This is a genomic window from Chromobacterium fluminis (assembly GCF_011602385.1).
Lineage (GTDB): Bacteria > Pseudomonadota > Gammaproteobacteria > Burkholderiales > Chromobacteriaceae > Chromobacterium > Chromobacterium fluminis.
On sequence record NZ_JAAOMA010000039.1, the window covers coordinates 34506 to 47489 of the forward strand.

The following is a 12984-nucleotide window of genomic DNA, read 5'->3' on the forward strand; positions in this document are numbered from 1 at the left end:
GGGCTTATCATGGGCGCGCAACCCTCCCGCCAACTCATGGAGCGCGTATGAGCGATTTATCCGCCTTTCCCATCACCCGAAAATGGCCTGCAAAATATCCGGATCGCATCCAGCTGTACTCGCTGACCACGCCCAACGGCGTCAAGGCGTCCATCATGCTGGAAGAGACCGGCCTGCCGTACGAGGCGCACCTGGTCAGCTTCGACAGCAACGATCAGCTATCGCCTGAATTCTTGTCGCTGAATCCCAATAACAAGATTCCCGCCATCCTTGATCCGGCCGGCCCGGGCGGCAAGCCGCTGGCCTTGTTCGAATCCGGGGCCATTCTGTTGTATCTGGCTGAGAAGAGCGGCCGGCTATTGCCGTCCGATCCCGCCGCGCGCTACGAGGCCATACAGTGGCTGATGTTCCAGATGGGCGGCATTGGCCCGATGTTTGGCCAGGTGGGCTTTTTCCACAAGTTCGCCGGCAAGGACTACGAAGACAAACGCCCGCGCGACCGCTATGCGAACGAGTCGCGCCGCCTGTTGGCGGTGCTGGATCAACGCTTGAGCGGCCGCCAGTGGGTGATGGGGGACGAGTACGGCATCGCCGACATCGCCATCTTCCCCTGGGTGCGCAACTTGATCGGTTTTTACGATGCCGGCGAGCTGGTGTCGATTGAGGACTTCCCGCAGGTGACGCGGGTGTTGGACGCCTTCCTGGCGCGGCCGGCGGTGCAACGCGGACTGACGATTCCGGCGAGATCGTAAACCGCTTGTTCCTGGCGGCCTTGCCCGCGCAAGCAAAAGCCCCCACAACGGGGGCTTTTCATTTGCTTAGAGCCTGTTCAAAGTCTCGCGAGCTAGGGCGAGACAAGGCGAAACGGCTGAGAAAGCGGAATGTACATACGGTACATGAGCATTTCGAAGATGGTTTCAACGCCGTATCGCGCGACGCGCAGCAGACCTTGAACAAGTTCTTAGTCCACCGGGTTGACCTCGCCCGGCAGGCTGGCGCGGGCGCGTATCACCTTGCCGGTGGCGCTGTTGCGCACGCGGATGATCTCGCCTTGGCGGCCGTTGCCCAGCGCCTCGCCGGCGGCGACCACCTCGATGCCGCTGTTGCGCGCCACGATGCGCACCTCCTCGCCGCGCTTGACCAGCAGGCTGGCTTCCAGCGCCTTGAGCCGCAGCGGCTGGCCTTGGCGCAGTGCGGTGCGGTTGCTCAGGCCTTCCACCTTGGTCTTGGCGCCCACCATGTCGGCCGGGTCCAGCACTGGTCGTTCCTGCCATTCTATGTCCCCGGCGTCCAGCAGGCTGCGCGCCGGGATGTCGCGCGCCGCCACCGCTACGCGGGCGCTGATTTCGGCGCGGACGATGAATTCAGCGTCCCAGCCGGCGGCGTCGCAGCTTGCCTGCAAGCGCATGCGGCTGGGCGCGCGTTCATCCAGCGCGGCGACGCGCACCGGTTCGGGGCAGGGCGGGGCGTTGAAGCCGCGCGGCGGCAGCGCTTTGACGTTGACGCGGGCCGCCGCCAGACCGGCTTTTTCCAGTTTTTGCAGCAGCAAAGAACGCGCGGTCTGTTCCACCGCGGCGGCGGCCGGGTAGGGGGTCGCCAGCGCCGGAACGCTGGTCAGAATGAGCAGCGCAGCCAATAGCGGCGCGGCTTGATGCCGAGGGGGTGTGAAAATTCCCATTAAAGATGACTTGGTAATTATCCCGTATACGCGAGAGGGTGCGGTTATTAGTATCGCTTTTCAATCGACCGGCCATTTAATGTGAATTAGATAGCCGATGTTTAAACATGGTAGAGAACCGCATGGGTCTAGGCAATGGGTTTGCACCTTGATAAAGCATTGAGCGTCCACCCTGCTGCCTTGCAGTTGAGGGCGGAGCGCACCCGTATTCTGGCTTCCAACATCGCCAACGAGAACACGCCCGGCTATCAGGCGCGAGACATCGACTTCAAAACAGCCTTGGCCGCTTCGGCGGACGACACGGCGTTTCCGCTGGATTCGCCGTCCGGCGAATTGCAATACCGGCTGCCCAACCACCCGGCGCGCGACGGCAACACTGTGGAGCTGGGCGTGGAGCAGGCCGAGTTCGCGCAGAACGTTTCCGAATTCCAGACCAGCCTCGCCTTCCTGAACATGAAGTTCCGCGGGCTGGCCAAAGTGATAGCAGGTCAGTAAGCCATGTCCTTTCGCGATATTTCCCGCATTGCCGGCTCCGCCATGACGGCGCAGACGGTGCGTCTCAACACCGTGGCCAGCAATCTGGCCAACGCCGACACCGCCGCCGGCAGCGAACAGGCGGCCTACCGCTCCCGCAAGCCGGTGTTCGCCACCCAATACCGGGGCGGCGACGGCTTCGACGGCTGGCGCGGCGCCAGCGTGGGCGTGTTGGACGTGGTGCAGAACCAGGAGCCGGTGCGCAAGGCGCACGAGCCGGGCAACCCGCTGGCCGACGCCGACGGCAATGTTTTCTATTCCAATGTGAACGCGGTGGAGGAGATGACCGACATGCTGTCGGCCTCGCGCGCGTTCCAGACCAATGTGGAAGTGCTGGCCCGGGTCAAGGGCATGCAGCAGGACCTGCTGAAACTGGGAGACAACGCATGAGCGTGAACGCCGCGCAAAACGGGCAGCAGAGCCCGTCCGCCGCCTCCAACGGCGCCAATCCGGCGGTGGCCCCGGCCGCCGGACAAAACCCCGGCATGGACGATATGTTCATGAAGCTGCTGCTGGCTCAGATTCAGAACCAGAACCCGCTGGACCCCACCGACGCCTCGCAGTTCGTCAGCCAGCTGGCGCAGATGAGCCAGATGAAGAGCTCCGCCGACATGCTCAAGCAGTTGCAGGGCAACGCTTTGATGCTGCGCGAGCTGCAGGGCGTATCGCTGGGTTCGCAAGTGGGACGCCAAGTGCTGGTGCAGGCCGACCAGGCGCACCTGAGCGGCAAGGACGCCTTGTCCGGCCGCGTGACCCTGTCCGGCGAAGAGCAGCAGGTGTCGCTGGTGCTGACCGACGCCGGCGGCAAGGAGACCGTGATTGAGCTGGGCAAGCGCCCGGCCGGCGAGTTCGATTTCAACGTGGACCCGAGCAAACACGGCCTGGTGGAAGGCGATTACAAGCTGGAAGTGCGCACCGCGTCCAAATCCAAGGCCGGGCTGGAAATGCAGGCCACCGTATCCGGCGTGCGCCTGCCCATCAACGGCGGCGAGCCTACACTGACGCTGGCCGGCCTGGGCGAATTCCCCGCTTCCGCCATTACCCGCCTGCTGGGCAAGACCCAGGCCTGAAGCGCCGATTCAAAATACCTACGAACTTTGGAGCGACCATGAGTTTCGACATTGCTTTGTCCGGCATCAACGCCGTCAACAACCAACTGGGCAATATCAGTAACAACATCGCCAACACCGGCACCTACGGCTTCAAGTCCAGCCGCACCAGTTTTTCCGCGGCCTACGCCGGCGCGCAGCCGATGGGGGTGGAAGTGGTCGGCCACAGTCAGAACATGGCGCGCAACGGCAATACCGTGCGCACCGGTCGTCCGCTGGACGCCGCCATCGACGGCCGCGGCTTCTTCGTCAGCCGCGATCTAAACGGCGGCATGGCCTATTCGCGCGTCGGCATCTTCAATGCGGACAAGGACGGCTATCTGGTGGACGGCTTCAACCGCCGCGTGCAAGGCTATGGCAAGGCGGACGGCAATGCGCTGGGCGCCTTCGGCGACATCAAGATCCCCAACGGCAACATCCCGGCCAAGGCCAGCGACAAGCTGCAATACGTCGGCAATATGTCGGCGGGTTGGAGTGTGCAGACCGTGCCGTTCGACAAGGCGCAGAACACCTTCAACAGTTCGGCGGTGTCCACCGTTTACGATTCCCTGGGCAATAAGCTCAACCTGACCCAGTACTTCTGCAAGACCGGTCCCAGCACCGTCACCGTGCACTACACGCTGGACGGCGTCGACCTGCCCACTACCGCCACCCTGAATTTCGACACCGACGGCAAGTTGACCAGCCCCACCGCGCCGGTGGCGCTGAACCTGGGCACTCCTGCCGGCGCGTCCCCGCTGGCGGTGAAACTGGATTACACCGGCACCACTCAGTTCGCCGGCGAAAGCAGCCAGACCCTGAACGCCAGCAACGGCTACGCGTCCGGCTCGATGACCGGCACCAGCCTGAACGACAACGGCGACGTGGTGGCGGCTTACAGCAACGGCCAAAAGCAGGTGGTGGGCACCTTGGCCATCGCCAACTTCCCTAACGAATCCGCGCTGCAAGCCACCTCGCAGACCAGCTGGGTGGAAACCGCCGGCTCCGGCACCGCGGTGTACTCGCGCCCGGGCGCGGGCCTGTCCGGCAATCTGCTGGCCTTCACCCTGGAACAGTCCAATGTGGACATGACCTCCGAACTGGTGGACCTGATGACCGCGCAGCGTAATTACCAGGCCAACACCAAGGTGATTTCCACCGAGAACCAGACCATCCAGGCGCTGATGCAGGCGGTCTAAGGCGGGGCAAGGATAAATGGACGCACTGATCTACACCGCGATGAGCGGCGCTGACCGCATGCTCAAGGCGCAGCAGATTCACGCCAACAACATCGCCAACGCCGAAACCGGCGGCTTTCGCGCCGACATCGGTGTCAGCACCAGTCAGACCGTGCCCGGCTACGGCTACGACGCCCGTCACCTGAGCCAGAACGGCGCCAATGCGGTGGACGTGCGCAGCGGCGCGGTGGTGGAAACCGGCCGCGACCTGGACGTGGCGGTGAAGGGCGAGGGCTTTTTCGCGGTGCAGGGGCCGGACGGCAACGAGGCCTATACCCGGGCCGGCGCCATGGTGGCGGACGTGGACGGCAAGCTGAGCGTCAACGGCCATCCGGTGCTGGGCGACGGCGGCCAGATCACCTTGCCGCCGGACTACGTCAAGCTGCACATCGGCAGCGACGGCGTGATCTCGGTGCTGGCCGCCGGCGAAAGCGAAATGCAGCCGATAGACAAGCTCAAGCTGGTCAAGCCGCTGCCGCAGGACATCGCCAAGGACGCCAACGGCCTGGTGATCAGCCGTCAGGGCGGGGTGCTGGCCGCCGACGACACCGTCAAGGTGCAGGGCGAGCATCTGGAGCGCAGCAATGTGTCGGCGGTGGAGGAAATGGTGGCCACCATGACGCTGAACCGCAACTTTGAAATGCAGATGCGCTTGTTCAACTCCGCCAGCGACATGGTGGAGGCGGGCAACCGCCTGGTGCGCGCCTGATCCGGCCTTCCAATAACAGCGCCGCGGCCAAGGCCGACGGCGCAAACCATCGGGGAATCGAAACATGAATCCAGCAATGTGGGTGAGCAAGACCGGCATCCAGGCGCAGGACGCGCGCCTGACCGCCATCGCCAACAACCTCGCCAACGTCAACACCGTCGGCTTCAAGCGCGACCGCATGGTGTTCGAAGACCTGTTCTACCAAGTGGACCGCCAACCGGGCGGCAAGACCGACCAGGACAACACCGCGCCCTTGGGCGTGCAGCTGGGCAACGGCACCCGCTTGGTGGGCACCCAGAAAGTGTTCACCTCGGGCACGCTGACCACCACCAATCAGTCCTTGGATCTGGCCATTGTCGGCCAGGGCTTTTTGCAAGTGAAAATGAGCAACGGCGAAACCGGCTACACCCGTGCCGGCCAGCTGCAGCGCAACGACCAGGGCGCCATCGTCACCCCGCAGGGCCTGCCGCTGGAACCGTCGATCACCATCCCGGGCGACGCGTCCTCGGTGACCATCAGCGAAACCGGCACCGTCAGCTATACCCGCGGCAGCGGCAGCACGCTGGAAACCGCGGGTCAGATTGAACTGGCCAGCTTCGTCAACCCGGCCGGCCTGCTGGCGCTGGGCGACAATCTGTTCCAGAAAACCGCCGCCAGCGGCGATGCCACCACCGACGCGCCGGGCTCCGGCTCCTTGGGCAAGCTCAAGCAGGGCGCGTTGGAGGGCTCCAACGTCCAGGTGGTGGAAGAGATGGTGGACATGATCGCCGCGCAGCGCACCTATGAGATGAACACCAAGGTGTTGAGCGCCGCCGACAATATGATGCAGTACCTGGCGCAGTCGGCCCGATGAAGCTGATGGCCCTGATGCTGTCGGCGCTGCTGCTGGCCGGCTGCGCGCAGCCGATTCCGCCGCAGACCACGCAGGAATTCGCCTTGCCGGAATTGCTGCAGCAGCCGCAGCGCGGCAAGGGCGGTGGCGTGTTCACCGTCGCCGGCGCGCAATCGCTGACTTCGGACAGCCGCGCCTTCCGTCCCGGCGACGTGCTGACCGTGGTGCTGGAAGAAACTACTCAGGCCAGCAAGAAGGCCGGCACCAGCTTCGGCAAGAAATCCGGCGCCAATATCGCGCCGTCCCTGCTGGGCAACACCACCTTCCGCGCGCAAGTGGGCGTGGACGCGGGCCGGGACTTCAATGGCTCGTCCACCTCCACCCAGCAGAATATGCTGTCCGGCGCGCTAACCGTAGTCGTGCACAAAGTGTTGGGCAACGGCTTGCTGGAAGTGAAGGGCGAAAAACAGCTGGTGCTGAACCAGGGCGAGGAATTCCTGCGTCTGGCCGGCTATGTGCGGGTGGAGGACATCGACACCGACAACCGCGTGTCCTCGCTGCGCATCGCCAACGCCCGCATCGGCTATTCCGGCCGCGGGGCCTTGTCGGACGCCAACGAACCCGGCTGGCTGATGAAGTTCTTCGCCAGCCCGCTGATGCCGTTCTGAGCGGCGGGGCGGCGAGGAGTCCGGACGGGACAACAGGCGGGCGCTAATAGGTGTCCGCCGTTCGCGTATGCGGCTCATTGGGGCGAGCATGCGCAATCACAGAATCATTCAGGGCGGATCATGCACGGTTTTATCAAGCAAATGACGGGATGGGCGCTGCTGCTGGCGGCGGCGCTGGCGACGGCGCAGCCCTTGCGCAATCTGGTGACGGTGGAGGGCATCCGCGAAAACCAGTTGATCGGCTACGGCATCGTGGTGGGCCTGGACGGCACCGGCGACAACTCCCAGGTCAAATTTTCCGGCCAATCCGTGGCCAATATGCTTAAGCAGTTCGGCCTGAAAATGCCGGAGCGCACCGACACCAAAGTCAAGAACGTGGCGGCGGTGATGGTGAGCGCCAGCCTGCCGCCGGGCTATGGGCGCGGCCAAACCATAGACGTGACCGTGTCCTCGCTGGGCGACGCGAAGAGTCTGCGCGGCGGCACCTTGCTGCTGACCCAGCTGAAGGCGGCCAACGGCGAAATCTACGCCTTGGCTCAGGGCAATGTGGTGGTGGGCGGCGTGTCCGCCCAGGGCAAGAGCGGTTCCAGCGTCACCGTCAACACGCCCACCTCCGGCCGCGTGCCCAACGGCGCGTCCATCGAACGTGAAATCCCCAGCGATTTCGAAGAGGGCGACAGCGTGCGGCTTAGCTTGCGCCGGCCCAATTTCGAAACCGCCACCAATATCGTCAAGGCCATCAACGCCAGCTTCGGTCGCGTGGCCAGTACCCGCAACGCCACCACCATCCAGGTGCGCGCGCCGCTGGATCCCACCGAGCGCGTCGCCTTCGTCGCGCGCTTGGAAAAGGTCAATGTCGGCGTGGGCAGCGAAGTGCCGCGCGTGGTGTTCAACTCGCGTACCGGCACTGTGGTGATCAGCCAGGGCGTCACCGTGCGCCCGGCGGCGGTGTCGCACGGCAGCTTGCGGGTGGTGATCTCGGAAAACCCCAGCGTCAGCCAGCCCGGCCCGTTCAGCAACGGCCAGACCACTACCGTGCCCAATTCCACCGTCAACGTGGACCAGGGCTCCGGTCGCATGTTCAAGTGGCCTGCCGGCGCCAGCCTGCGCGCCATCATCGACACCGTGAACAGCACCGGCGCCACGCCGGACGACATCATGGCGATACTGCAAGCGCTGGATCAGGCCGGCGCGATCGACGGCGAACTGGTGGTGATCTGATGGAAAGCAAAAACATACAAGCCGCGCTGGCGATGCCGGCCGACGCCAAGGACGAGCCGGCGGTGCAGCCGGCCTCGCCGGAATACCGCGGCAAGGCCGGCGCCGCGGCAGAGCAGTTCGAGGCCCAATTTGTCCGCGAGATGTTCAAGCAGATCCGCAAAACCACGCGCGAGATCGCCGGCGAAGACAGCATCTTCGCCAATTCCATCAACGGCGACATGATGGATTTCGCCGACGGCGCGGTGGCGGACCAACTGGCCAAGCAGCGGGTGTTCGGCGTGGCCAACGCCATCCTGCGCCAGCTGCTGCCGGAAGAGGGTGGCAATATTCACCTTAAGAACGGCGGCGCGCCGGTCGCAAGCGATAAACAGACCCCCGGCCCGCTGCCGGACGCGCAGGGCCTGGCCGCTTTCGCGCCGCCGCTGCTGCCGCTGAATAAAAGGTAAGAACCGCCATGCGCATGATAGACAACGCGCTGACCGGCGCCGTCGCCTCCCAGGCCGCGCTGAACGCCGTCAGCCAGAACATCGCCAACCAGATGACCCCCGGCTACTCGCGCCAGGGCGTGGTCTTGACCGCGCTGATGCCCGGCAGCGGCGACCCGTACAGCTCCGGTTCCGGCGTGGTGGTCAACGCAGTGCGCCGCTTCAACGACGACTTCAAAAACTTGCAGCTGTGGCAGGCGGCGTCCAGCCAGGGCGAACTGGTCGCGCAGAATCCCTACTTCGGCCAGTTGGAGCAAGTGATGGGGCGCGATGGCAGCAGCCTGTCCGCCGGCTTTGATCAGTTCTTCCAGGCGCTCAGCGCCGCCAGCCTGTCCGGCGACGCGATGCGCGATCCGGTGATCCGCAGCGCCGAAGCGTTGGCTCAGCGTTTCAACAACCTGGACAAAGTGTTCGGCTCGCAACTGGCCGCCATCGCCGAGCAACGTTCCGCCACGGTCACCCAGATCAACAGCTCGGTGTCCAATATCGCCGACCTCAACGCCAAGATCTCGGCCGGCAAGGCCATCGGCACCAATACCTCCGGCCTGGAAGACGAGCGCGACCGTCAGATCGATTCGCTGTCCGCTCTGGTGGAAGTGCGCGTGGTGTCGCAGCCGGACGGCAGCAAGAACGTCAGCCTCAAGACCGGCCTGCCGCTGGTGGCGGACACCCAGGCGGCCACGCTGAGCAATACCAGCCAGCCGGACGGCAGCCAGGTGCTGACGCTGAACTTCTCCAAGGACAAATACACCCTGGCCGGCGATGGCCTCGGCGGCCAGTTGGGCGGACTCAATCAATACGAAATCCAGACCGTGCGCCCGATGCGCGCGCAGGTGAAAACCCTGGCCAGCGAAGTGGCTCAGCGCATCAACGATCAGTTGGCGCTGGGCTACGACAGCAATGGCCAGCCGGGCAAGCCGCTATTCGTCTACGACGCCTCCGGCGTCAACGGCATTTTGAAAACCAGCGGCATCACCTCCGCCGAATTGGGCTTCTCCGGCGATCCGGCCAAGCCCGGCGACAATAGCAATCTGCTGGCGGTGATCGGACTGCAGCAGCAAAAGATCACCATGCCCGGCGTCGGCGCGGTCACCATAGGCGACGCCTACTCGCAAATGGTGGGCAAGCTGGCGGTTAGCAGCAAGCAGAACAAATCCGGTTTGGAAAGCGCCAAGGTGATCCGCGCCGAAGCGGAAAAGAGCTGGCACAACACAAGCGGCGTCAATCGCGACGAAGAAGCGATGGACCTGCTGGAGTTCCAGAAAATGTACCAGGCCAATATGAAGGTGATCAGCGTGGCGAACCAGCTGTTCGAAAGCACCTTGTCCATCTTGTAAGGAAGACAGCATGCGCGTTTCCAGCAATCAATACCTGTCCACCATGCAACTGGCGATGCAGACCAGCAACTCCGCGCTGGCCGAGCTGCTGCAACGCATGTCCAGCGGCGACCGGCTGCTGGCGCCGTCGGACGACCCCATCGCCAGCGTGCGCCTGTTGCGCTTGCAGCGCGAAGAAGCCGCGCTGGACCAGTACCAGCAAAACATCGGCGCGCTCAGTTCTGCGCTGTCCAAGAACGAATCCATATTGGATAGCATCAGCCTGGACATCCGCGACGCCAAGGACCTGCTGACCGCGGCCGCCAACAACCCGCCGGTGGACGATCTCAAGGCGATGGCGACGCCGCTGCGCAGTCTGCGCGAAAGCCTGTTCTACTCGGTCAACACCAAGGACGCCGAAGGCCGCTACATGTTCTCCGGCTCCAAGCCGGCGGTGGCCGCCCTCGCTTACGACGCCGCTCAGCCGGCGGGCAGCCGCTACAGCTTCACCGGCAACACCGACAAGCAGCAAGTGGTGGTGGGCGACGGCATTACCCAGGCTTCCAACGTCACCCTGGAAAACATGGCCGACATCCTCAATCAGCTGGACAAAACCATAGGCCGGCTGGAAGACCCGGCGTTGGACAATAAGGATCCGACCGTCGCCGCTGACATCCGCAGCGCGATGAACGCCAGCGATAAGGCTTTGGAAGGCATCTCCAGCAAGATCGCCCAACTGGGCGGCACGCAGAACATCATGAAAACGCTGGCCCTCAATCACGATAACGTCAGCCTTTCCAATAAGCAGACCATGACCAAGTTGGGCAGCCTGGACTACGCCGACGCCTTCATTCAAATGAACGGCTACACCATGGCGTTGCAAGCCAGCCAAAAAGCCTATGGCCGCGTTAGTCAGCTGTCCTTGTTTGACGTGATTTGATCGAGAGCGGCATGAACACCCCGATTTCCTCCGTCAACGTCAAACAAAGCGGTAAACGCTGGGGCAAGGACGCCGGCGCGGTCGCCGCCGCCAGCGTGATTGAGCGCGCGCCCGCGCCGCAGGCGCAACCGGCTGCGCAAGTGCGCGGCGCGCCGGCCTCGGGCTGGCGCTATAGCGCTCAACTCAACGAGCAACTGACCTCGGCTCAGCAAGCGCTGTCTTTTGTCGATGGTCTGATTGCTCAGTTGGAAGGCGTTAAATCCGGACTCAGCCGCGAACTGACTCAGCGCCAGTTGAATCAGGGCGATTTGCAGCGCCAGTTGGAGCAATTCAACGAACAGTGGCGCAAGCGCCAGACCGTTAGCGGCGGCAGCCTGGATGGACAGTTGCGTTTCCATCTGGCCGCCGACGCGCGCCAGAGCTTCACTGTTAAAGGTTTGGATCTGGCGGCCTTGTCCGGCGGCCAAGCGGAAACCCTGGTGTTCTCCACCGGGGAGTCCGGCGCAGCGCCGGCGTCGGTGCAAGTGGGCGGGGCGTCCGGCGAAGAAGATATCCTGCGTCGCTTCAATCGCGGTCTCGCCGCCAGCGGCGTGCGCGCTGAAATGAATGAAGACGGGCAGCTGGCGTTCAGCGTGCCGGAATCGCAATGGGGGGCGCTCAGCGAGCGCATGACCGTGCGCGGCGGCGGCATTCGTTTTCCCGGCGGCATTCCGCAGCGGCTTAAGCTGCAGCCCGAGGCCGAGGCTTTTCAGCCAGAGCGCTGGAAGGTAAACGATCACGCCCAAGTGCGCCAGGCTTTACAGAGCGTGGTGCGCTCCATCGGCCAACTGCAGCAAACCCGCGTGGCGATCAATAGCGCGATCGCGGAGGCGCAGCACTCCATCGAGCAGTTGTCGCATATGAATGAACAGAGCTGGGCCAGTCAGTTCGTTTCCGACTTCAGCGCCCGTCTGAATCAGCCGGAGGGATATCGCAACTTCTATGAGTTGGTGCCGGCCCTGATCGGCGTCAGCCGCTACCGGGTGGTGTCCCTGTTGTCGCTGAGCTAGAAACGGTTCCAGCGGCCAACATTGGAATGGCCTCCAGGGCTTCGATAGCCTTCGGCTTTATTGACGCCAGCCCGCGATCTTCACACAATCAGCCATTCCCACCTCAAGGACGGGCTGGCCATTCATGACTTCCCCCGGTAACAAGCCGGCTCGGCGCGTAGAAGTAGGGGGCCGCAGCGTCTATCTTCACAGCGTGCCCCGTCACTCGCTGCAAGACCTCTACCATTTCTGCATGATCATCAGCTGGCCGCGCTTCTATCTTTTCATCGCCGCCGCTTTCATCGCGCTGAATCTCTTGTTCGCCGGGCTCTACCAGGCGCAGGCCGGCGGCATCGCTAATCAATATCCGTCGGGATTCCTCGGCGCCTTCTTCTTCAGTGTCGAAACCCTGGCCACCGTCGGCTACGGCGATATGCATCCGCAAAGCCTGTACGCCCACTGGGTCTCTATGCTGGAAATCTTCATCGGCATGATGAGCATCGCGCTGATCACCGGCGTCACCTTCGCCCGTTTTTCGCGGCCCAGGGCGCGCATCGTGTTTACCCATAGCCCGGTGGTGCGAATCCTGAATGGCGAACCGGCCCTGATGCTGCGCGCCGCCAACGCCAGAAACAATGTGATCATCGACGCCAGTGCCCGGCTGCGGCTGCTGCAGGATGAAGTCAGCGTCGAGGGCGTGAGCTTCCGCAAACTGCACGACCTAGCGCTGGTGCGTGAACAGCATCCGATGTTCGTATTGGGCTGGACTCTGGTGCACAAGCTTGACGAGGCTAGCCCCTTATATGGGAGAGACGCCGAGTCGTTGGCGGCTGCGCGCGCGCAGCTGATTCTGTCCATCAACGGGATCGACGAAACCACCGTGCAACCAATGGTGGCGCGTCATACCTTTTCGCATCAGGACATCCGCTGGAACCATGCTTTCGCCGACCTGATCTATACCGACGCCGAAGAAAACGACCATGTCGACTACCAGAAACTGCAGGAAGTGAGGCCGCTGCCGCCGGATTCCAGCCGGTCTGGCGTAGGCTGAGCGCTTGCAGTTATTGGCAGTGTTATTGAGATTCAATGGCTTAGCCGAAAGCGGTGGTTTTTTGTGTCGAAAGGTGTTGACGGGTTAGGGGTCGTGACGTATAGTTCGCCTCCTCAGCAGACAACGCAGCGGCGGAAACGAAACGCAGCGATCTGCACCGCTCTTTAACAAAACGAATAACCGATAGGTGTAAGTG

General features: G+C 63.3%; 15 protein-coding genes. 14 read left to right on the plus strand and 1 reads right to left on the minus strand.

Annotation, left to right across the window (positions count from 1 at the left end; translation table 11 throughout):
* Positions 1-47: 47 nt before the first annotated feature.
* Entirely contained in the window at positions 48-752 is a 705-nt protein-coding gene (locus HA052_RS21080) for a glutathione S-transferase N-terminal domain-containing protein (RefSeq protein ID WP_166453453.1), read from the plus strand.
* A 209-nt stretch (positions 753-961) separates the two neighbouring features.
* On the opposite strand, the gene flgA is transcribed toward HA052_RS21080, so the two are convergent.
* Positions 962-1678, minus strand: a complete 717-nt coding sequence (flgA, locus tag HA052_RS21085; RefSeq protein WP_166453454.1) for a flagellar basal body P-ring formation chaperone FlgA — start codon at positions 1676-1678, stop codon at positions 962-964.
* A gap of 135 nt (positions 1679-1813) precedes the next feature.
* On the opposite strand from flgA, the gene flgB reads away from it, so the two are divergent.
* The 13 genes from flgB to HA052_RS21150 all read left to right on the plus strand — a co-directional run bounded on the left by flgB (position 1814) and on the right by HA052_RS21150 (position 12788).
* On the plus strand, positions 1814-2173 hold the full coding sequence (gene flgB / locus HA052_RS21090; RefSeq protein ID WP_081551223.1) for a flagellar basal body rod protein FlgB: 360 nt from the start codon (positions 1814-1816) through the stop codon (positions 2171-2173).
* 3 nt (positions 2174-2176) lie between these two features.
* A complete protein-coding gene (gene flgC / locus HA052_RS21095; protein WP_019102950.1) occupies positions 2177-2602 on the plus strand; it encodes a flagellar basal body rod protein FlgC in 426 nt (141 codons plus the stop codon).
* The gene (locus HA052_RS21100; RefSeq protein ID WP_081551222.1) at positions 2599-3282 is read left to right on the plus strand and encodes a flagellar hook capping FlgD N-terminal domain-containing protein; all 684 of its coding nucleotides are present in this window, start codon (positions 2599-2601) and stop codon (positions 3280-3282) included. Before flgC ends, HA052_RS21100 begins: the two co-directional genes overlap by 4 nt.
* 38 nt (positions 3283-3320) lie before the next feature.
* Complete coding sequence (locus HA052_RS21105; protein WP_081551221.1) at positions 3321-4499, plus strand: flagellar hook protein FlgE; 1179 nt, start codon at positions 3321-3323, stop codon at positions 4497-4499.
* A 16-nt stretch (positions 4500-4515) separates the two neighbouring features.
* A complete protein-coding gene (locus HA052_RS21110) occupies positions 4516-5247 on the plus strand; it encodes a flagellar basal body rod protein FlgF (protein ID WP_081551220.1) in 732 nt (243 codons plus the stop codon).
* A 64-nt stretch (positions 5248-5311) separates the two neighbouring features.
* Positions 5312-6100, plus strand: a complete 789-nt coding sequence (flgG, locus tag HA052_RS21115; protein WP_081551219.1) for a flagellar basal-body rod protein FlgG — start codon at positions 5312-5314, stop codon at positions 6098-6100.
* Positions 6097-6747 (plus strand): flagellar basal body L-ring protein FlgH, encoded by a 651-nt coding sequence (gene flgH / locus HA052_RS21120; RefSeq protein WP_081551217.1) that lies wholly within the window; start codon positions 6097-6099, stop codon positions 6745-6747. The genes flgG and flgH overlap by 4 nt, the downstream gene beginning before the upstream one ends.
* Positions 6748-6867: 120 nt before the next feature.
* Positions 6868-7968: a flagellar basal body P-ring protein FlgI gene (locus HA052_RS21125; protein ID WP_141111390.1), complete on the plus strand. Its 1101-nt coding sequence runs from the start codon at positions 6868-6870 to the stop codon at positions 7966-7968.
* Positions 7968-8414, plus strand: a complete 447-nt coding sequence (locus HA052_RS21130; protein ID WP_166453455.1) for a flagellar biosynthesis protein FlgJ — start codon at positions 7968-7970, stop codon at positions 8412-8414. Before HA052_RS21125 ends, HA052_RS21130 begins: the two co-directional genes overlap by 1 nt.
* 8 nt (positions 8415-8422) lie before the next feature.
* Complete coding sequence (gene flgK, locus HA052_RS21135; RefSeq protein ID WP_166453456.1) at positions 8423-9790, plus strand: flagellar hook-associated protein FlgK; 1368 nt, start codon at positions 8423-8425, stop codon at positions 9788-9790.
* A gap of 10 nt (positions 9791-9800) precedes the next feature.
* A complete protein-coding gene (flgL, locus tag HA052_RS21140) occupies positions 9801-10709 on the plus strand; it encodes a flagellar hook-associated protein FlgL (RefSeq protein ID WP_166453457.1) in 909 nt (302 codons plus the stop codon).
* Between the two features lie 11 nt (positions 10710-10720).
* Positions 10721-11758 carry a hypothetical protein gene (locus HA052_RS21145; RefSeq protein ID WP_166453458.1) on the plus strand — a complete coding sequence of 346 codons (1038 nt, stop codon included), beginning with the start codon at positions 10721-10723 and terminating at the stop codon, positions 11756-11758.
* A gap of 124 nt (positions 11759-11882) precedes the next feature.
* Positions 11883-12788, plus strand: a complete 906-nt coding sequence (locus tag HA052_RS21150; protein WP_166453459.1) for an ion channel — start codon at positions 11883-11885, stop codon at positions 12786-12788.
* The last annotated feature ends 196 nt before the right edge of the window (positions 12789-12984 follow it).

Bases quoted from the DNA above. Each gene is read 5' to 3' on its own strand.
- HA052_RS21080 (WP_166453453.1), top strand. From the start codon at position 48: ATGAGCGATTTATCCGCCTTTCCCATCACCCGAAAATGGCCTGCAAAA.
- flgA (WP_166453454.1), bottom strand. From the start codon at position 1,678: ATGGGAATTTTCACACCCCCTCGGCATCAAGCCGCGCCGCTATTGGCT.
- flgB (WP_081551223.1), top strand. From the start codon at position 1,814: ATGGGTTTGCACCTTGATAAAGCATTGAGCGTCCACCCTGCTGCCTTG.
- flgC (WP_019102950.1), top strand. From the start codon at position 2,177: ATGTCCTTTCGCGATATTTCCCGCATTGCCGGCTCCGCCATGACGGCG.
- HA052_RS21100 (WP_081551222.1), top strand. From the start codon at position 2,599: ATGAGCGTGAACGCCGCGCAAAACGGGCAGCAGAGCCCGTCCGCCGCC.
- HA052_RS21105 (WP_081551221.1), top strand. From the start codon at position 3,321: ATGAGTTTCGACATTGCTTTGTCCGGCATCAACGCCGTCAACAACCAA.
- HA052_RS21110 (WP_081551220.1), top strand. From the start codon at position 4,516: ATGGACGCACTGATCTACACCGCGATGAGCGGCGCTGACCGCATGCTC.
- flgG (WP_081551219.1), top strand. From the start codon at position 5,312: ATGAATCCAGCAATGTGGGTGAGCAAGACCGGCATCCAGGCGCAGGAC.
- flgH (WP_081551217.1), top strand. From the start codon at position 6,097: ATGAAGCTGATGGCCCTGATGCTGTCGGCGCTGCTGCTGGCCGGCTGC.
- HA052_RS21125 (WP_141111390.1), top strand. From the start codon at position 6,868: ATGCACGGTTTTATCAAGCAAATGACGGGATGGGCGCTGCTGCTGGCG.
- HA052_RS21130 (WP_166453455.1), top strand. From the start codon at position 7,968: ATGGAAAGCAAAAACATACAAGCCGCGCTGGCGATGCCGGCCGACGCC.
- flgK (WP_166453456.1), top strand. From the start codon at position 8,423: ATGCGCATGATAGACAACGCGCTGACCGGCGCCGTCGCCTCCCAGGCC.
- flgL (WP_166453457.1), top strand. From the start codon at position 9,801: ATGCGCGTTTCCAGCAATCAATACCTGTCCACCATGCAACTGGCGATG.
- HA052_RS21145 (WP_166453458.1), top strand. From the start codon at position 10,721: ATGAACACCCCGATTTCCTCCGTCAACGTCAAACAAAGCGGTAAACGC.
- HA052_RS21150 (WP_166453459.1), top strand. From the start codon at position 11,883: ATGACTTCCCCCGGTAACAAGCCGGCTCGGCGCGTAGAAGTAGGGGGC.